The sequence below is a fragment of the Collinsella aerofaciens genome (assembly GCF_040910325.1).
Lineage (GTDB): Bacteria > Actinomycetota > Coriobacteriia > Coriobacteriales > Coriobacteriaceae > Collinsella > Collinsella aerofaciens_BL.
Genome location: NZ_JBDGAV010000010.1, coordinates 62,671 through 78,668 on the forward strand (window position 1 = coordinate 62,671; position 15,998 = coordinate 78,668).

The following is a 15,998-nucleotide window of genomic DNA, read 5'->3' on the forward strand; positions in this document are numbered from 1 at the left end:
GTCCATCTAGCACACCCCCTTGCACTTGATGGTGCCGGTGATGCCGCGCTCGCGCAGCGCCGCGGCGAGCAGCTCCATCTGCGAGCGCGTGGCGGACGGAATCTCGACCGTCCACGCGCAGGACAGCTCGGGGCGCGCCGCGACGGCGGGTTCCGCCCGGCGCCTCGGCGCGGGGCGCGGCGCGGGCTTGGACTCTACCGCCTCGCGCATGGCGGCGATGCGGGCGTCCTCCTCGTCGGCGGCGCGGGCGGCGTTGAGCGCCGAGCCAAGGTCGAGCGTGCGGAACAGTTCGCGCTCGGCGACCTCGTAGTGGGCCATGGAGTCGCGCTGGGCCTTGAGCGTGTCCCAGTCGCGCGCGACGGCTGAGACCTTGGCCTCGAGCGCCTTCTTCGCCTTGACCTCGCCGAAGCCCTTGTTGAGCCACTGCTTCTCGTGGAGGCGCTCGTACGGCACGACCGGCGCGAGCAGCTCCGCGAACGTCTCGTAGTGCTCCTTGAGCTTGGCCATTGCGCGGGACTTGCGGTCCTCCTCGGCCTGGTCGAGCTGCGCCTTGATGCCGTCCGACGCGCCGTCGATGATGGACGTGATCTCCTTGCAGCGCTTCTCGAAGGCGGCGAGCGGCTTGTTGTACTCGCGCTTCACGGCCTTCCGGCGCTCCTCTATCTCTTTCTTCAGGCCGTTGAGGTAGAGGCGGTCGTTCTTGGCCTCCTTGATGGACTCGTCCTTGGTCAGGTCGTACTTGGCGCCCTCGTAGTCCGCGACCTTCGCGCGGATGCTGTCCTCCATCGCGTCGAAGTTCGCGCTGATGACGGACGGCGAGTACGTGACGACGAGGTCGGGCGCCCCCTGCTCCTCGATGACCTCGGCCACGACCTCCTCGGCCCCGTTCTCCTCGGACATTACCTGACCTCCTCGTTGAGCATCCGGTTGTACTTCCTCTCGGTTAGCGCCTCGTCGATGACCACCGCGTGCTCGACGATCCACTTGGCGAGCCTCTCGCGCGCGTCCATGAACTTGTCGAACGCCTCGTCGGACTTCGTTATGACCGAGATGGTGAACATCGCCTGCTCCTCCGTGGCGAGGTCGGCCAGCTCGGCGAACATTCCCTTGTAGTCCTCCATCACTCGGTCACCTCCCCGTCGTGGCTCACGAACAGGATCTGGGGCTGCTTGCTCTGGATGGACAGCCAGACCTCCTCGCCGCTCTTGCGGATGGCCTCGAACGCCGCGCTGTCCTCCGTGTCGACCTCGAACTGCAGGACGGAGACGCCGCCCTTAACGGTGGCCTGCTTGAACTTGGCCTCGATCTCCACCGGTATGTTTGTGCTCTCCATTGCTATTCCTCCCTGCCTGCGCCCGCGAGCATCGCCGCGAACGTCTCCAATGTCATGGTCACGAACTGCTCGCCGGGGATGGCGGTCCCGCGGCGCTTCCAGACGACCACGCCGTATTCGGCCCCGCGGTTCCTGCGCTCGGTCTCCGCCTCGCGCAGCCACTTGGGCAGCTCGTGCCTTCCCTGGTAGTCCTTGCACTCGATCGCGATGCCCCGCCCGGCCATCGACACGCCGCGGATGTCTCCCGTGTCGTGCGAGCCGGTCTTGACCTGCCTGTCGATGTCGCTCCCCAGCCTCCCGGCGAGGTAGTCGGCGACCAGTCGCTCGAACCTCGTGCCCGCGTCCTTGGCGGTCCTCCTGCTCCTACTCATCGACAAAACCGTCCGATTTCGAGCGGTGCTTGTTGAATGCGTGCCTCAGGTGCGGGTAGCGCGCCTCCATGATGCGGGCGAGGCTCGGCGCGAGGCCGTTCTTCACGCCGACGTGCAGCTCGTTGCGCACCATGTGGATGAGGTAGTTGATCGAGACGTAGCCCTTGCGGTTGAGGCGGGTGGCCTGCTCGACCATGAAGTCCCACGCCCGCGGGTGCTCGCCTATCCACGCGCGCGCGTCCGCCATGTCCTGCTCGCCGTCCGCGCCGAGGCCGAATATCTCGAGCTGGTTGCTCATCGGCTTCTGGCGGTACCTCTCGTCGTTACGCATTGACCGCTCCCGCCGCGCATGCCGCCTTTGCCGCCTGGACCGCGCCGTCCATCGTCGGGAGGACGAAGACGGTCAGGATCGCCGCGAACAGGACCGCGGCGGCGATGAAGCCGACCATGGCCCCCGCCCTGAACGCATCGGAGTCGAGCTGCTCGCGGACGGTCGGTCGATATGGCTTGGGTGCTATGATGGTCTGAGCCTCATGTCTGGGGCTGTTTCGGCGAGTGCTCACAAGTTGGTAGCTGGGGGCGCTCGCTTCTTTGTATGTGTACATCTTGTGTTCCCTTCTGATGTTTCCGCAGGTCAGGGCTAGGGTGCTTTTTAGGGTCTTTATTTTTGGGACTTTTTCGCGCGGCTCTTGGCGCTGTAGCACCTCTGCCGCTCGCGGTCGTTCCGCTTGGACCTCGCAGCCTCCTCGCGCATCGCGCTGGCCTGCTCCCTGAGGTCTGCCACGTGGCCCTCCTTCGTGCACTCCGCGCACCAGCCGTTCGCCTTGTTGAGCGGCTTGAACGTCATGCGCCCGCACTTCGGGCACATCCAGCGCTGCCGGAGCGATATGCCGCACTTCCTCGCCTGGAGCTTCACGGCCTCGGTAGTCCGTCCGAGCGCCTTGGCTATCTCCTTGGCTCCGTCGCCGGCGTGCTCCCTCAGGTACCGGATCTCACGTGTCGACCATGGCCTCACTGTCTCTTGCTCCCCTCCTTCCTCTCCCATTCCCGGTATGCCGCCCGAAGCGTCGAGCACATGGTGTCGAGCGCTATCTCGCGCGGGGTCTTGGGCTTCTCCTCGTGTTCTTTGGCGTCCATTTAGGACACCGTCCGGTTGTCGGTAAGACCGAGTAGGTAGTCAGCCGAACACTTAAACAGGCGAGTCATCGCCACCAGTTTCGAGCCGGGGATCTCTCCTCCATTCTCATAACTGGCGACAGTAGCTCGACTCTTGAGGCCGATCTTCTCTGCCAGGTCCTCTTGACTGAGACCAATGCGGACACGTTCGCTAGCAATGGGATTCATTTGCACCTCCATTTCACTATTTGTGAACTTCACAATACGTGAATATAGATTAGTGCCCAGCTGTTTGCAAGCATGATTTCACTATTTGTAAATCTTTTTGTACAATATGCTCACGCTTAGAAACAGGAGGTAACCGTGGGCATGAAGTTTCGCCTCAAAGAAACGAGGCTCAAATACAAGAAGAAGCAGCCAGAGGTTGCCAGCGCACTCGGCATCGGCGTACCCATGTACTCGATGATTGAAAACGGGCAGCGCGAGATAAATGGAACGAAGCTTGTGAAGCTCGCCAGATTCTATGGGTGCTCTGTCGATGAGTTGCTTGGGACTGGTTCGTGGGACGAGGGGGAATGACCTATGGGTCTGTTCGGTGACATTGCGAGAGCCGCCGCTAACGCCGCTCTCAGCACGGCGAAAGATATGATAGGGGACGCTGCTGCCGCTAAGATTGGCCAGCAGGTTGGCGTTGGCAAGTCCATATCGTTTCGCGGTGAGTGCGAGCGCACCGTATACGTCTATTACGGCGAGCCGTTGAGGAAGATTCGTAAAGGTGATGTGTTCGATGCCGAAGTCGTGACGAAGCCAATGCGGCTGAGAAGCGAGCTCACGGGTGGCGTATGGGACACTACGGACAATGGCTTCGCGCTCGCGTACAAAGGAAAGGTGTTTGGGGCAGCGTCGGCTCTCGGAAACACGTTCAAGGACATTACGGAGCTCGGATACAGGATCACCGTGTCGTGCAGAATGACGGGATGGTACGCCAAGGGAATCCCAACCGTCGTCATGATGATCGACGAGCCCGAGGAGATATTCGCGTGGCTCGATGCCTGCAAGGGCCTTGGACGCGACGTCAGCTTCGAGGAAAGGCATTCCCCCGAATGCGAGTCGGCCGCCTTATCGGAGCGCACCAGGCTTGAACTGTCGAAGGCGTGCGGGCGAGAACTGCCGGTGGGCGTGGACGGAGACTGCGTCTACATCGAGGATGACAAGTGGACCGGCATGAGAAAAAGCGGGGTATTTCCGGTCGAGGTCTCCACGGAGCTGATCCCGACTCCTCGCGGGTCAACGGCGAAACCGCATGTCGCCGTCTTTGTGGATGGGGCGATGGCGGCCGATGTCAGCGCGAGGTGCGTGCACTACAAGACCCTCGCCGAGCATGCCGGCGAACGCCCCTATTTCGCCTGCTGCCAAAAGCGAGAAGGTCACGACGGCTTTCCCATATGGAGGGTGACCGTTGTCTATCTCGGAAGATAAAAGAGCCCCGTCGGCTAAAGCGGTACCAGCGCTGCCGACGGGGCATCTAACCAGTGCACCCATGCAAACTCAACTTGAAGGAAGGGTGACATATCTATTATGCCAAAGAGGGCAGTGATATACGCGAGATTCTCGTGCAACAGGCAGCGCGAGGCATCCATCGAGGACCAGCTGCGCGTCTGCCGCGAGTGGTGCGCGCGCGAAGGCTACGAGGTCGCGACGGAGTACTGCGACCGCGCCGTGTCGGGGCGCACCGACGACCGCCCCGAGTTCCAGCGGATGATAGCCAACGCCGGCGAGAGCGAGATCGTCCTCGTCTACATGATGGACCGCTTCAGCCGCGGCGAGTACGACGCGCCGATATACAAGCGCGAGCTCGCCACGCACGGGGTCAAGCTGGTCTCGGCGCTCGAGCAGATACCCGACAGCCCTGAGGGCATCATCTACGAGAAGCTGCTCGAGGGGCTCGCCGCCTGCGAGTCGAGGAAGACCGCCATCAGGACCAAGCGCGGAATGGAGGGCAACGCCCTCAAGTGCAAGACCAACGGCGTGCGCATCTTCGGATACCGCAGGAACGGGGACGACGAGTACGAGGTCGACGAGGCGCAGGCGGCGTGGGTGCGCGAGGCCTTCGCGCTGAGGCTCGAGCGCATGTCCATGAACGCGATAGCGCGCGAGTTCGCGCGGCGCGGCCTCAGGACGCGCAAGGGCAACCCGTGCGGCCAGGCGATGGTGCAGCAGATGCTGCGCGACCGAAGGTACACGGGCAGGTACGAGTGGGGAGGCATCGTCCGCGAGGGCGGGATGCCGCAGATTGTGGACGAGGTGACGTTCATGGAGGTCCAGGGAATCAAGTGCCGCAAGCAGCGCTCGAGCGAGAACTGGGGCGACTTCGCCCTCGCGGGGGCGGCGCTGTGCGCGGAATGCGGCAGGAACCTGCAGGGCGTGAGCGGCAGGGGCCGCAACAACGTGAAGTACGAGTACTACAGCTGCCCGGGGTCGTGCGTCCGCAACATCAGGCGCGAGGAGCTCGAGGGCTCCATAGCCTCGGCGCTGAGGGAGCTGCTGGGCGACCGCGGCGAGGCGCTGCAGATAGCCAACATGGTAGCGGAGCGCGCGGACACTGCCGAGGTGAGGGCGCGCCGCAGGCAGGCGGAGGACTCGCTCAGGGCCGCGGAGAGGGGCCTGAGGAACATCCTCAACGCCATCGAGCAGGGCGTGATAGCGCCGGGCGTGAACGAGCGCATAGCCGAGCTCGAGGAGCAGCAGGCGCGCGCGAGGTACGACCTCGAGGCCATCACGGACGAGCGGATAGACCCGGAGCGCTTCGCCGACTTCCTGCAGTGCGGGACGGCGCTCGACGACGCGACGCTGCTGAAGGCGTTCGTGTGGCAGGCTGTCGTCTCGGAGGACGAGATACTGGTCACGCTGAACTACGACAAAAAGGGCGAACCCGCCAGATTGGACATCCAGCGGGTTCGAGCAAAATTGGAATGGTGCCCCATGTTGGATTCGAACCAACGGCCTTCTGCTCCGGAGGCAGACGCTCTAATCCCCTGAGCTAATAGGGCGAACGACTGGCATTATACCCAAGTGCGCCACGGGCTATCAAAATAAAAGAAAAAGCTTTGCAATTCCGAGGAAGACGCGCCGCAAAGGCCCACTTTAGAACGCAAAAGTGAAACAATTAGTATAAACTCACATGCACCATATATACACGGCTCGCGATGCGGGCCGTTTTTGCAAGGGCTATCCATCGAGGTGAGAGGCACACCATGATTGCAATTTTAAAGCAGAGCGCCAGCGACGAGGCCGTCAGCCACATCGTCAGCTGGATCGAGAAAAAAGGGCTCAAGACCGACGTCTCGCGCGGCGAGAACGAGACCATCATCGGCCTGGTGGGCGACACGACCAAGATCGACCCGTTCCTGCTCGAGTCCATGGACGTCGTCGAGCGTGTACAGCGCGTCTCCGAGCCGTTCAAGCGCGCCAACCGCAAGTTCCACCCCGAGGACTCCGTCATCGACTGCGGCCACGGCGTCAAGATCGGCGGCGACCAGTTCCAGGTCATCGCCGGCCCCTGCTCCGTCGAGGGCGAAAACCTCATCCGCATCGCCCGCCGCGTGAAGGCCGCCGGCGCCACGATGCTGCGCGGTGGCGCCTACAAGCCCCGCACCTCCCCCTACGCCTACCAGGGCATGGGCCCCGCCGGCCTCGACCTGCTGTGCGAGGCGTCTGCCGAGCTCGACATGCCGATCGTCACCGAGATCATGGACCCACGCGACGTGCAGGTCTTCCTGGACAAGAAGATCGACGTCATGCAGATCGGCGCTCGCAACGCCCAGAACTTCCCCCTGCTCAAGGAGGTCGGCAAGACCCAGACCCCGATTCTGCTCAAGCGCGGTATGTCCGGCACGATCGACGAGCTGCTCATGGCTGCCGAGTACATCATGAGCGAGGGCAACGACAACGTTATCCTGTGCGAGCGCGGCATCCGCACCTTCGAGACCCGTACCCGCAATACCTTCGACCTCAACGCCGTGCCGGTGCTGCACCACCTGTCGCACCTGCCCGTCGTCGCCGACCCCAGCCACGCCACCGGCTACACCCGCTACGTTGAGCCCATGGCGCTCGCCGCGACCGCCTGCGGTGCCAACGGCCTGGAGATCGAGGTCCACGACGAGCCGAGCCGCGCCTGGTCCGACGGCGCCCAGGCCCTCACCCCCGATCAGTTCGACGACACCATGCGCCGTATCCGAGCCATCCGCGAGGTTGTCTGCCAAGAGACCATGGAGTAGCCCATGGGTACGGTGAGAAACGCGCGCGTTAACCAGGGCGGCCCTAAGTGCGCCGGCATCGTCGGCCTTGGCCTCATCGGTGGCAGTTTTGCCCGCGGCTATGCGCAGGCGGGCGTCCGAGTGCTGGCCTGGGACCCCGATGACGATGTCATGACGGCCGCCAGCATGGGCACTGTCGCCGGAGAGCTCAACGACGAGACGCTCGGCGAATGCGACATCATCGTCCTTGCCTGCTATCCCGAGGCATGCATCGAGTGGCTCGAGGCGCACGCCCAGGCGCTCGCCGACGCCACCGACACCGAGGCCATCATGGGCCCCGTGGTAATCGACACGGTGGGCGTCAAGGGCATCGTGTGCGAGCGCGCCTTTGAGCTTGCCCGCGAGCACGGCTTTTACTTTGTGGGCGCGCACCCCATGGCGGGCACGCAGTACTCGGGCTATGCGCACTCCCGCGCCGATCTGTTCCAGGGCGCGCCACTCGTGCTCGTGCCGCCCGCGGTGGACGATGCGCTCAAACTGGAGCTTTTGGGCCAGGTGCGCGAGATGGTGCGCCCCTTGGGCTTTGGCAAGTTCGGCGTGACCAGCGCCGCCGAGCACGACCGCGTCATCGCCTTCACGAGCCAGCTTGCGCACGTGGTATCCAACGCCTACGTCAAAAGCCCGACCGCCCAGGTCCACCACGGCTTTTCGGCCGGTAGCTACCGCGATCTCACCCGCGTGGCGCACCTCAACCCGCAAATGTGGTCCGAGCTCATGATCGACGACGCCGACGCGCTCGCCTTCGAGATCGACCATCTGATCGAGTCGCTTGGCGCCTACAGCCGTGCGCTCAAGGATCGCGACCAGCGCTATCTGGAGAATCTCCTTGCCGAGGGCGACCGCATTAAGCGCGCGCTCGACGACGAGGCCTCCCACTAGACCACCTATCACGCCAGGTCGAAAGGACCGAAGCTTATGGCGATTACCATCGATATCGACACTGCACGCCCCTACCAGGTGCACGTCGGCACGTTTTTGCTGGAGCAGGCGGGCGAGCTTGTGCGCGCCACCGCCGGCGGCTCGCGCGCCGTCATCGTGACCGACACCAACGTAGGTCCCCTCTACCAGATGCCCGTAAAGCAGAGCCTTGAGGCAGCTGGCTATGAGGTGAGCATCTGCACCTTCGAGGCCGGCGAGGCCCATAAGCGCGCCGAGACCTACGTTGCCATTTTGGAGTTTGTGGCCGAGCACGAGCTTTCGCGCTCCGACGTGATCGTGGCGCTCGGCGGCGGCGTCGTGGGTGACGTGGCGGGCTTTGTGGCCGCCACCTACATGCGCGGCTGCAAATTTGTGCAGATTCCCACAAGCCTGCTCGCCATGGTGGATTCGTCGGTCGGCGGCAAGACGGCCATCGATCTAGCCGCCGGCAAGAACCTCGCCGGCGCCTTTTGGCAGCCGAGCGTGGTTATCGCCGACGTGGGGTGTCTCGCCACCCTCACGCCCGAGCAGTTCGCCGACGGCTGCGGCGAGGTCGTGAAGCACGCCGTGATCGCCGACCCGGAGCTTTTCGCCGAGCTGGAGAAGACCCCGCTTACGCTTGAGCTACTCAACCGCGATGTGGCCCGCGTAGCGCTCATCATCGCCCGCAATATCGACATCAAGCGCGCCGTGGTCGTCGCCGACGAGCGCGAAACCAACCAACGCAAGCTCCTCAACTTTGGACACAGCGCCGGACACGCCGTCGAGGCCTGCGAGCACTTTGAACTCGGACACGGCAACTGCGTGTCGATCGGCATGGGCATCATCACGCGCGCCGCGGCCCTGCACGGCGTTTGCGATGCTGCACTGCCCGGTCGTATTGAGGAGCTCTGCGCCCGCCATGGCCTCAAGACCCGCTGCGATCTAGATGCCGACGCCGTCTTTGCCGAGGCGCTCCACGACAAGAAGCGCGCGGGCGACACCATCGACCTGGTGATTCCGCACGGCATTGGCCGCTGCAGCATCGACCGCACGCCGCTTTCCACTTTCCACGAACTCATTGCCGAAGGCCTCGGCCAGAAGGGAGACGCATCCGCATGCTAGCCCGCATCACCCCGTCCCCGCTTAAGGGCACCGTTCCCGCCATCGCGTCCAAGTCGATGGCGCATCGCCTGATCATCTGCGCTGCGCTTGCCAACGGCGAGACGCACGTCACCTGCAACACCACCTGCGCCGACATCGAGGCCACGGTGCGTTGCCTCACGGCGCTCGGCGCCCGCATCGAGACCGCCGAGGACGGCTTCCAGGTCCACCCCACCATGAAGAGTGTTGAGTTTGGCCTGCTCAAGGCCCTTGCCGGCGGCACGCTCGACTGCGGCGAAAGCGGCTCCACGCTCCGCTTTATGCTGCCCGTCGCCTGCGCGCTGGGGGCAGAGGCGACCTTTGTGGGCCAGGGCCGTCTGGGCGCACGCCCCCTCTCCCCGCTTTCCGACGAGATCATTGCCGCCGGCTGCGACCTGCAGGGTCTGGGCGGTTTCCCGCTCAAGACAAGCGGCCGTATGCGCCCGGGCACCTTTATCCTGCCGGGCAACGTGAGCTCACAGTACATCTCCGGCTTGCTGCTGGCAGCCCCGCTTCTGGCCCAGCCCTCCTGCGTGCAGGTAACCGGCCTCATTGAGAGCCGCCCCTATATCAACCTGACCATCCAGGCCATGAAGGCCTTCGGCGTCGAGGTCAACGTCGAACGTATCCCCGCCAAGGACGGCCAGACCGAGATCACGAACTTCCGCGTGAGCAGCGGCTCGTACCGCACGCCTGGCAACGTGGCTGTCGAGGGCGACTGGTCCAACGCTGCCTTTTGGCTGTGTGCCGGCGCTATCGGCACCGACCCCATCACCGTCGAGGGCGTGTCCCTGAGCTCCGCACAGGGCGACCGCAACGTGCTTGCCGCGCTTTCGCGCTTTGGCGCCCGCATCGTGCGCTCCACCAACGCCGCCACCGTGCAGTCCGACAAGCTCGCCGGCTTTGAGATGAGCGCCCACGACATTCCCGACCTGGTGCCCGTTATCTCGGCCGTGGCCTCGCTGGCACAGGGCCGCACCTTTATCCGCGATTGCGCCCGCCTGCGCATCAAGGAATCCGACCGCCTGGCCACCACCACCCGCGAGCTCACCGCGCTGGGCGCGCAGGTGCGTATTGCCGGCGACGACCTCATCATCAAGGGCGTCGATGCCTTCACCGGCGGTGAGGTCGATTCGCACAACGACCACCGCATCGCCATGATGGCCGCCATCGCCGCGAGCCGCGCCACCGGCGAGGTCGTGATCCACGGCGCCGAGGCCGTCAACAAGTCCTATCCCGATTTCTTCGACCACTACCGCCTACTGGGCGGCAAGGTCACGCTCGAGGAGGAATAGCATGTCCTCGACCTTTGGCAACGTCTTACACTTAAGCATCTTCGGCCAGTCACACTCCCCCGCTATCGGCTGCTCGCTCGATGGCATTCCGGCTGGCATCGCCGTGGACCAGGAGCAGCTGCAGGCCTTCCTCGACCGTCGCGCCCCCGGTCGCGACGAGACCGCGACCAAACGCCGCGAGGCCGACGCCGCCCACATCATAGCCGGTGTTGTCGATGGACATACCACCGGCGCGCCCATCGCCGCGATTATCGAGAACACCAACACGCGCTCCAAGGATTACTCCGAGCTGCGCCGCAAGCCCCGTCCGGGACATGCGGACTTCCCTGCGCGCGTGAAGTATCACAACATGCACGATGTCGCTGGTGGCGGGCATTTTTCCGGCCGCCTAACGGCACCCTTATGCATCGCCGGCGGCATTGCGCTGCAGGCACTTGAGGCCCGCGGCATTCAGGTCATGGCGCACGTCGCGCAGATCGGCGGCATCTCTGACCTGCCCATGGACGACATGGTCTATCGCGAGGCCGACCGCAAGGCGATACTTACGAACGATCTGCCGTGCATTGACGCCGCCGCAGCCGGCCGCATGCGCGAGGAGATCCTAGCCGCGCGCGACGAACTCGACAGCATCGGCGGCATCGTGGAGTGTGGCATTTACGGGCTTCCCGTGGGCATCGGCGACCCCATGTTCGACGGCATCGAGAACCGCATCGCGCAAATCGCGTTTGGCATTCCCGCCGTAAAGGGCGTGGAGTTTGGCATGGGCTTTGCCGTGGCCGCCATGCGCGGCAGCGAGAACAACGATCCATATCGCGTTGATGCCGAGACCGGCGAGATCGAGGTCGGATCCAATAACGCCGGCGGCATCCTGGGCGGCATTTCGACCGGCGCGCCCGTCATGTGGCGCATGGCCGTAAAGCCGACGCCCTCCATTGGCCGCGAGCAGCAGACCGTAGACATGGACGCTATGGAAAATGCCGAGCTCTCGGTCCACGGCCGCCACGATCCCTGCATCGTCCCCCGAGCCGTCCCCGTAGCCGAAGCAGCCGCCGCCCTCGCCATCTGGGACGCTCTCCTCGAGGACGCCGCCCAGCGCTAACCGCCCACACGTGAAAGGGATCCCCATGGACCTTGCCGACATTCGCCAGGCCATCGATGGCATCGACACCACGCTCCTCAACAGTTTTGTCGAGCGCATGGACATTGCCACCGAGGTCGCCAAATCAAAAATCGAGATGGGCAAGGCCGTCTTCGACCCCGCCCGCGAGCGCTCCAAGCTCAACAACCTCGCCAGCCGCGCGCCCGAGCGCTACGAGGCACAGACCATCGCCCTGTTTCGTCTCCTCATGAGCATGAGCAAGGCCGAGCAGCAGCGCTACATCAACGAGCTCAAGGGCATCACGGTGTCGCAAAAGGCCCATGCCACGGCCGCAGCCTTTGACACGCCCTTCCCCCAGACGGCCACTGTGGCCTGCCAGGGCGTCGAAGGCGCCTACAGCCAGATCGCCGCGTGCAAGCTCTTCGACGTGCCCGATATTGCGTTCTTCGAGACCTTCGAGGGCGTCATGCGCGCTGTGCGCGACGGCTTCTGCGAGTTTGGCGTACTGCCCATCGAGAACTCCACCGCCGGCTCGGTAAACGCCGTCTACGACCTGCTCGCACAGTTCGACTTCCATATCGTGCGCTCGCTGCGCCTCAAGATCGACCACAACTTGCTCGTCAAGCCCGGCACCAAGCTCGCCGACGTGCGCGAGGTTTACAGCCACGGCCAAGCCATTGCCCAGTGTGCGGGCTTTATCGAGTCCCACGACCTGCACGCCACCAAGTACCCCAACACCGCCATGTCGGCCGAGATGGTCGCCAATTCCGACCGCACCGATGTTGCCGCCATCGCATCGCGCAGCTGCGCGGCACTCTATGGCCTGGAGGTGCTGGAGTCCAACATCCAGGACTCGGACAACAACTACACGCGCTTTGTCGTCATCAGCCGCGAGCCACGCGTCTATCCCGGTGCCAACCGTACCTCGCTCATGATCACCACGGCCAACGAGCCGGGCGCCCTCTATCGCGTGCTCGAGCGCTTCTACGCACTCAACATCAACCTCATCAAGCTCGAGAGCCGCCCCATCCCCGGTCGCGACTTTGAGTTTATGTTCTACTTTGACCTGGACTGTCCCTTTGGCAGCAAGGCCCTCGACGACCTGCTCGATTCGATCGACGACGTGTGCGAGAGCTTCACCTACTTTGGCAGCTACACGGAGGTGCTCTAGATGACCGATACCGCCGCAACCCGCCCCTACGGCGTGCTGGGCCGCGTGCTGGGCCACAGCTACACCCCGACCATCTACAAGGAGCTGGCGGGGCTTGAGTACGTGCGTTTTGAGCGCGAGCCCGAGGATCTTGAGGCTTTTATGACGGGCGACGAATGGGAGGGCACCAACGTGACCATCCCCTACAAGCGCGCCGTCATGGAGTACCTGGACGAGCTGAGTCCACTCGCCAAGCGCATGGGAAACGTCAACACCATCACGCGCCTGCCCGACGGTCGCCTGCGCGGCGACAACACCGACTACTTTGGTTTTCAGTGCCTGGTCGAGGAGCTGGGCGTAGAGGTTGCCGGCAAGAAGGTCCTCGTACTTGGCGCCACCGGCGGCGCCGGCACCACGGCAAGTATGGTGCTGGGAGACCTGGGCGCCATCGTTGTGCCCGTGGGTCGCACGAGCGAGGTCAACTACGGCAACATCGCGCAGCAGTCCGACGCCGCCTTACTCGTCAACTGCACGCCTGCCGGTATGTTCCCCCACTGCCCCGACGCGCCTTGCACGCTCGAAGGGCTCGATGCACTCGAAGGCGTCATCGACATTGTCTACAACCCCGCTCGCACGGGACTCATGCTCGAGGCCGAGCGCCGCGGGATCCCCTGCATCGGTGGCCTGCTTATGCTTGTGGCACAGGCGGCACAGGCTGTTGAGCGCTACACCGGCCAGGCCACCCCGCGCGAGCGCATCCTGGATGTGACGGAGCGTCTGTCCCGCCGCGAGCAAAACATCGCCCTGATTGGCATGCCGGGCTCGGGCAAAACCCGAGTGGGCGAGCAGATCGCCCAGCTCACGGGACGCGAGCACATCGATCTCGATCGCGCCCTCGAGGAGCGCCTGGGCATGGCCTGTGCCGACTATATCGTCGAGCGCGGCGAGGCGGCCTTCCGCGAGCAGGAGACGGCGACGCTGGCCGACATCTCCAAGCGCAGCGGCCTGGTGCTTTCCACGGGTGGCGGCGTGGTCACGCGCGACGAGAACTACCCGCTGCTACACCAGAACAGCCAGATCGTGATGCTCAACCGTAAGCTCGACGAGCTCGCCCACAAGGGACGCCCCATCACCGCCCGCGACGGCATCGACAAGCTGGCCGAGCAGCGTATGCCGCGCTACCGCGCGTGGGCCGACTACATCATCGACTCACGCGACTGCGCCGCCAACACCGCCCGTGTCCTCCTCGACACCCCTCCCACCCGCTCTCTAACCAAAACCACCACAAAGGGGACCGGCGCCTTTGTGGTGGTTTTGCAACCGCAAAGGAAGCAACCATGAAAGCACTCGTCATCAACGGCCCCAACCTCAACATGCTCGGCATTCGCGAGCCGGGCATCTATGGCAGCGACAACTACGACCGCTTAGTGCAGATCTGCCAGGAAGCTGGCGCCGCACAGGGCTTCGACGAGGTCGAGGTTTTCCAGTCCAACCACGAGGGCAGCATCGTCGACAAAATCCAGGAGGCCTACGGCAAGGTCGACGGCATCGTCATCAACCCGGCCGCCTACACACATACGAGCGTGGCGATCCTCGATGCGCTCAAAGCCGTCGCCATCCCGGCCGTGGAGGTCCACATTAGCGCCGTCGAAACACGCGAGGACTTCCGCCAGGTGAGCTATGCACGCCTGGCCTGCTTCGCCACCATCACCGGCGAGGGCCTACAGGGCTACGCCCACGCGCTAGAGCTGTTGAAAGAGCATCTAGCCTAGGAAAAAGCAAACAAAGCGACTGGATCGAGCGCATCGATCTTCTGTTCGCCAAGGTAACATCCATAAGAAAAACGCGCGTCCGCAGCACACATTCTGTGGACGCGCGTTTTCTCGTTCGAACCCCATCAAACGCAAACTGACAACATACCAGCTTTACAAACATCTATTTAGTATTAATATGGTAGGTACCCTATACGTTCCGGTACCTGAAAGGAACAAAAATGCCTCCAAAGACGATCCAAGTTAGCGAAAATCTGGCAAACCAAATCAAAACAAGGAGAGCAGAACTGGGCCTAAGCATCGAAGAGGCAGCTTCCAGAGCCGGTATCGGAGCAAAAACATGGGGTAAGTACGAGAGCGGCCAATCCATTCGAAGCGACAAGGCAACAGCTGTATGCAAAGTCCTGAGATGGAAAAATTTCCCCGATGATTCTGCAGCAGAGACTGTTAATGAGGACACAACGAAGGAATCGCTGGCGATCGATTCATCTCATGCCGCCTGGTCCCAATTCTTAAAAGACGAATACGGTTATAAAGGTGCAGCGTCCTTCGCCTTTGGCACCGATATTCTGCTTGACTATATTAATCAAGATCTTGAGGACCTTTCTCATCTTCCAAAAGGGACTCATGTTGGACAACTCCCCGATAGCTGGATGATTGACTTGCTTCCATCTCAATACCTGATGAAGTACGACTATGACCTTCTGTTCAGGCTGCGAGCAGATCTGATTGGATATCGCCTGAGAGCAAAACACGGACATGACTTAATGGCTCACACCGTCGCACAAGAACTACTTGTAAGGCTGATCCGAGACGCGTCATTCGAACTCGTTTCTGACTGGGAATCCGATGAGACCGATCTCAATGCAAACGGCTATCCAAGAGATTTAGGTTGGGATGAATGGCCCGAAGATATCTGCGGGGACGATGATTTCAGATTCTTCATTGACGACGACAAATGGACGGAAAAAAGTGATTCCTACTCATTCGAAAACTGGTTCGAACCCCAGTTTTATCTAAGTTAACCAGGTGGAAAAGTGCGAGATGATCAGACGTAAAATCAAGCAATCGAGTCAAAACCTAGCACGAATTCGCACCTCAAAACCCTTTCAAAATAGCGGAAGGCGGCTCTCAAAAAGACCGCCTCCCGCTGTCATTATGCCTTCTTAATCACATATGCCAGACCGATATCGCAGGCGCAACGCACGATTGATGCGAAGAGCCACGATGCTGGTAGCGTCATAAGCAGAGGCATGGTCTGCCAAGGAATAAACCAATCGACCGCATGGATCGCAAAGCTCGCCAGACTGGCTTGTCCGCAAAACACGAGTCCTCGCTCAAAAGCCCCCAAAACCGGGACGTCTTTCAGCTTCTCCAGCGCCATGGAAACCCAGCACACGCAGTAGCTGCCAGCAAGAGCGGTAACTGTTGTTAGCGTCGGAATAATTTAGCCAAATATAGTCGGCCGAGATTGACCAATCCCGGCCGACCCATTTTAGCCAACAC

At 62.6% G+C, this 15,998-nt stretch carries 20 protein-coding genes, 1 tRNA gene and 1 pseudogene; 12 read left to right on the plus strand and 10 right to left on the minus strand.

All coding sequences use genetic code 11. The features are described 5' to 3' along the window. Nucleotides 1-6 precede the first annotated feature (6 nt). From AB5Z25_RS05755 to AB5Z25_RS05790, 8 genes are all read right to left on the minus strand, one after another. On the minus strand, nt 7-900 hold the full coding sequence (locus AB5Z25_RS05755; RefSeq protein WP_195234041.1) for a DUF1351 domain-containing protein: 894 nt from the start codon (nt 898-900) through the stop codon (nt 7-9). Then, complete coding sequence (locus tag AB5Z25_RS05760; protein WP_195234039.1) at nt 900-1,121, minus strand: hypothetical protein; 222 nt, start codon at nt 1,119-1,121, stop codon at nt 900-902. The genes AB5Z25_RS05755 and AB5Z25_RS05760 overlap by 1 nt, the downstream gene beginning before the upstream one ends. Further along, nucleotides 1,121-1,333, minus strand: coding sequence for a hypothetical protein (locus AB5Z25_RS05765; protein WP_368135015.1), 213 nt, complete (start codon nt 1,331-1,333; stop codon nt 1,121-1,123). Before AB5Z25_RS05765 ends, AB5Z25_RS05760 begins: the two co-directional genes overlap by 1 nt. A 2-nt stretch (nt 1,334-1,335) precedes the next feature. Further along, nucleotides 1,336-1,704, minus strand: coding sequence for a hypothetical protein (locus AB5Z25_RS05770; RefSeq protein WP_195234035.1), 369 nt, complete (start codon nt 1,702-1,704; stop codon nt 1,336-1,338). Then, nucleotides 1,697-2,035, minus strand: a complete 339-nt coding sequence (locus tag AB5Z25_RS05775; RefSeq protein ID WP_195234033.1) for a hypothetical protein — start codon at nt 2,033-2,035, stop codon at nt 1,697-1,699. The genes AB5Z25_RS05770 and AB5Z25_RS05775 overlap by 8 nt, the downstream gene beginning before the upstream one ends. Further along, nucleotides 2,028-2,153, minus strand: a complete 126-nt coding sequence (locus AB5Z25_RS05780) for a hypothetical protein (protein WP_255413799.1) — start codon at nt 2,151-2,153, stop codon at nt 2,028-2,030. The genes AB5Z25_RS05775 and AB5Z25_RS05780 overlap by 8 nt, the downstream gene beginning before the upstream one ends. A 212-nt stretch (nt 2,154-2,365) precedes the next feature. Further along, nucleotides 2,366-2,749, minus strand: a complete 384-nt coding sequence (locus tag AB5Z25_RS05785; protein WP_195234031.1) for a hypothetical protein — start codon at nt 2,747-2,749, stop codon at nt 2,366-2,368. 92 nt (nt 2,750-2,841) lie between these two features. Continuing rightward, the gene (locus tag AB5Z25_RS05790; RefSeq protein ID WP_195234029.1) at nt 2,842-3,048 is read right to left on the minus strand and encodes a helix-turn-helix transcriptional regulator; all 207 of its coding nucleotides are present in this window, start codon (nt 3,046-3,048) and stop codon (nt 2,842-2,844) included. 141 nt (nt 3,049-3,189) lie between these two features. On the opposite strand from AB5Z25_RS05790, the gene AB5Z25_RS05795 reads away from it, so the two are divergent. The 3 genes and pseudogenes from AB5Z25_RS05795 to AB5Z25_RS05805 form a co-directional block, all read left to right on the plus strand. Further along, nucleotides 3,190-3,399, plus strand: a complete 210-nt coding sequence (locus AB5Z25_RS05795; RefSeq protein ID WP_229028311.1) for a helix-turn-helix domain-containing protein — start codon at nt 3,190-3,192, stop codon at nt 3,397-3,399. A 3-nt stretch (nt 3,400-3,402) separates the two neighbouring features. Continuing rightward, nucleotides 3,403-4,299: a hypothetical protein gene (locus AB5Z25_RS05800; protein WP_368135016.1), complete on the plus strand. Its 897-nt coding sequence runs from the start codon at nt 3,403-3,405 to the stop codon at nt 4,297-4,299. 99 nt (nt 4,300-4,398) lie between these two features. Further along, nucleotides 4,399-5,139 (plus strand): annotated as a pseudogene (locus tag AB5Z25_RS05805) (recombinase family protein); the annotation flags it as partial. Nucleotides 5,140-5,793: 654 nt separating this feature from the next. Here AB5Z25_RS05805 and AB5Z25_RS05810 read toward each other — a convergent pair. Beyond that, nucleotides 5,794-5,870: transfer RNA gene (locus tag AB5Z25_RS05810), tRNA-Arg, on the minus strand. 204 nt (nt 5,871-6,074) lie between these two features. On the opposite strand from AB5Z25_RS05810, the gene aroF reads away from it, so the two are divergent. From aroF to AB5Z25_RS05855, 9 genes are all read left to right on the plus strand, one after another. Further along, nucleotides 6,075-7,097 (plus strand): 3-deoxy-7-phosphoheptulonate synthase, encoded by a 1,023-nt coding sequence (aroF, locus tag AB5Z25_RS05815; RefSeq protein WP_022094767.1) that lies wholly within the window; start codon nt 6,075-6,077, stop codon nt 7,095-7,097. 3 nt (nt 7,098-7,100) lie between these two features. Continuing rightward, nucleotides 7,101-8,015 (plus strand): prephenate dehydrogenase, encoded by a 915-nt coding sequence (locus tag AB5Z25_RS05820; protein WP_368135017.1) that lies wholly within the window; start codon nt 7,101-7,103, stop codon nt 8,013-8,015. Nucleotides 8,016-8,051: 36 nt separating this feature from the next. Beyond that, nucleotides 8,052-9,158: a 3-dehydroquinate synthase gene (gene aroB, locus AB5Z25_RS05825; protein ID WP_368135018.1), complete on the plus strand. Its 1,107-nt coding sequence runs from the start codon at nt 8,052-8,054 to the stop codon at nt 9,156-9,158. Further along, nucleotides 9,152-10,471: a 3-phosphoshikimate 1-carboxyvinyltransferase gene (gene aroA / locus AB5Z25_RS05830; protein ID WP_368135019.1), complete on the plus strand. Its 1,320-nt coding sequence runs from the start codon at nt 9,152-9,154 to the stop codon at nt 10,469-10,471. Before aroB ends, aroA begins: the two co-directional genes overlap by 7 nt. A gap of 1 nt (nt 10,472) precedes the next feature. Continuing rightward, on the plus strand, nt 10,473-11,570 hold the full coding sequence (aroC, locus tag AB5Z25_RS05835) for a chorismate synthase (RefSeq protein WP_368135020.1): 1,098 nt from the start codon (nt 10,473-10,475) through the stop codon (nt 11,568-11,570). A 25-nt stretch (nt 11,571-11,595) separates the two neighbouring features. Beyond that, nucleotides 11,596-12,741, plus strand: a complete 1,146-nt coding sequence (gene pheA, locus AB5Z25_RS05840; protein ID WP_368135021.1) for a prephenate dehydratase — start codon at nt 11,596-11,598, stop codon at nt 12,739-12,741. Further along, nucleotides 12,742-14,061, plus strand: a complete 1,320-nt coding sequence (locus tag AB5Z25_RS05845) for a shikimate kinase (protein ID WP_368135022.1) — start codon at nt 12,742-12,744, stop codon at nt 14,059-14,061. It begins immediately after the preceding gene. Further along, a complete protein-coding gene (aroQ, locus tag AB5Z25_RS05850) occupies nt 14,058-14,492 on the plus strand; it encodes a type II 3-dehydroquinate dehydratase (protein ID WP_368135023.1) in 435 nt (144 codons plus the stop codon). The genes AB5Z25_RS05845 and aroQ overlap by 4 nt, the downstream gene beginning before the upstream one ends. A gap of 221 nt (nt 14,493-14,713) precedes the next feature. Further along, nucleotides 14,714-15,517, plus strand: a complete 804-nt coding sequence (locus tag AB5Z25_RS05855; protein ID WP_368135024.1) for a helix-turn-helix domain-containing protein — start codon at nt 14,714-14,716, stop codon at nt 15,515-15,517. A gap of 131 nt (nt 15,518-15,648) precedes the next feature. Here AB5Z25_RS05855 and AB5Z25_RS05860 read toward each other — a convergent pair whose 3' ends face one another. Then, the gene (locus tag AB5Z25_RS05860; protein ID WP_368135025.1) at nt 15,649-15,819 is read right to left on the minus strand and encodes a hypothetical protein; all 171 of its coding nucleotides are present in this window, start codon (nt 15,817-15,819) and stop codon (nt 15,649-15,651) included. Nucleotides 15,820-15,998 lie beyond the last annotated feature (179 nt).

What these genes read in the sequence shown, in the direction of transcription:
- aroQ (WP_368135023.1), top strand. Translation starts at nt 14,058, where the DNA reads ATGAAAGCACTCGTCATCAACGGCCCCAACCTCAACATGCTCGGCATT.
- aroF (WP_022094767.1), top strand. Translation starts at nt 6,075, where the DNA reads ATGATTGCAATTTTAAAGCAGAGCGCCAGCGACGAGGCCGTCAGCCAC.
- AB5Z25_RS05855 (WP_368135024.1), top strand. Translation starts at nt 14,714, where the DNA reads ATGCCTCCAAAGACGATCCAAGTTAGCGAAAATCTGGCAAACCAAATC.
- AB5Z25_RS05755 (WP_195234041.1), bottom strand. Translation starts at nt 900, where the DNA reads ATGTCCGAGGAGAACGGGGCCGAGGAGGTCGTGGCCGAGGTCATCGAG.
- aroC (WP_368135020.1), top strand. Translation starts at nt 10,473, where the DNA reads ATGTCCTCGACCTTTGGCAACGTCTTACACTTAAGCATCTTCGGCCAG.
- AB5Z25_RS05775 (WP_195234033.1), bottom strand. Translation starts at nt 2,035, where the DNA reads ATGCGTAACGACGAGAGGTACCGCCAGAAGCCGATGAGCAACCAGCTC.
- AB5Z25_RS05780 (WP_255413799.1), bottom strand. Translation starts at nt 2,153, where the DNA reads ATGGTCGGCTTCATCGCCGCCGCGGTCCTGTTCGCGGCGATCCTGACC.
- AB5Z25_RS05845 (WP_368135022.1), top strand. Translation starts at nt 12,742, where the DNA reads ATGACCGATACCGCCGCAACCCGCCCCTACGGCGTGCTGGGCCGCGTG.
- AB5Z25_RS05820 (WP_368135017.1), top strand. Translation starts at nt 7,101, where the DNA reads ATGGGTACGGTGAGAAACGCGCGCGTTAACCAGGGCGGCCCTAAGTGC.
- AB5Z25_RS05790 (WP_195234029.1), bottom strand. Translation starts at nt 3,048, where the DNA reads ATGAATCCCATTGCTAGCGAACGTGTCCGCATTGGTCTCAGTCAAGAG.
- pheA (WP_368135021.1), top strand. Translation starts at nt 11,596, where the DNA reads ATGGACCTTGCCGACATTCGCCAGGCCATCGATGGCATCGACACCACG.
- AB5Z25_RS05770 (WP_195234035.1), bottom strand. Translation starts at nt 1,704, where the DNA reads ATGAGTAGGAGCAGGAGGACCGCCAAGGACGCGGGCACGAGGTTCGAG.
- AB5Z25_RS05785 (WP_195234031.1), bottom strand. Translation starts at nt 2,749, where the DNA reads ATGGGAGAGGAAGGAGGGGAGCAAGAGACAGTGAGGCCATGGTCGACA.
- aroB (WP_368135018.1), top strand. Translation starts at nt 8,052, where the DNA reads ATGGCGATTACCATCGATATCGACACTGCACGCCCCTACCAGGTGCAC.
- AB5Z25_RS05795 (WP_229028311.1), top strand. Translation starts at nt 3,190, where the DNA reads ATGAAGTTTCGCCTCAAAGAAACGAGGCTCAAATACAAGAAGAAGCAG.
- aroA (WP_368135019.1), top strand. Translation starts at nt 9,152, where the DNA reads ATGCTAGCCCGCATCACCCCGTCCCCGCTTAAGGGCACCGTTCCCGCC.
- AB5Z25_RS05800 (WP_368135016.1), top strand. Translation starts at nt 3,403, where the DNA reads ATGGGTCTGTTCGGTGACATTGCGAGAGCCGCCGCTAACGCCGCTCTC.
- AB5Z25_RS05760 (WP_195234039.1), bottom strand. Translation starts at nt 1,121, where the DNA reads ATGGAGGACTACAAGGGAATGTTCGCCGAGCTGGCCGACCTCGCCACG.
- AB5Z25_RS05765 (WP_368135015.1), bottom strand. Translation starts at nt 1,333, where the DNA reads ATGGAGAGCACAAACATACCGGTGGAGATCGAGGCCAAGTTCAAGCAG.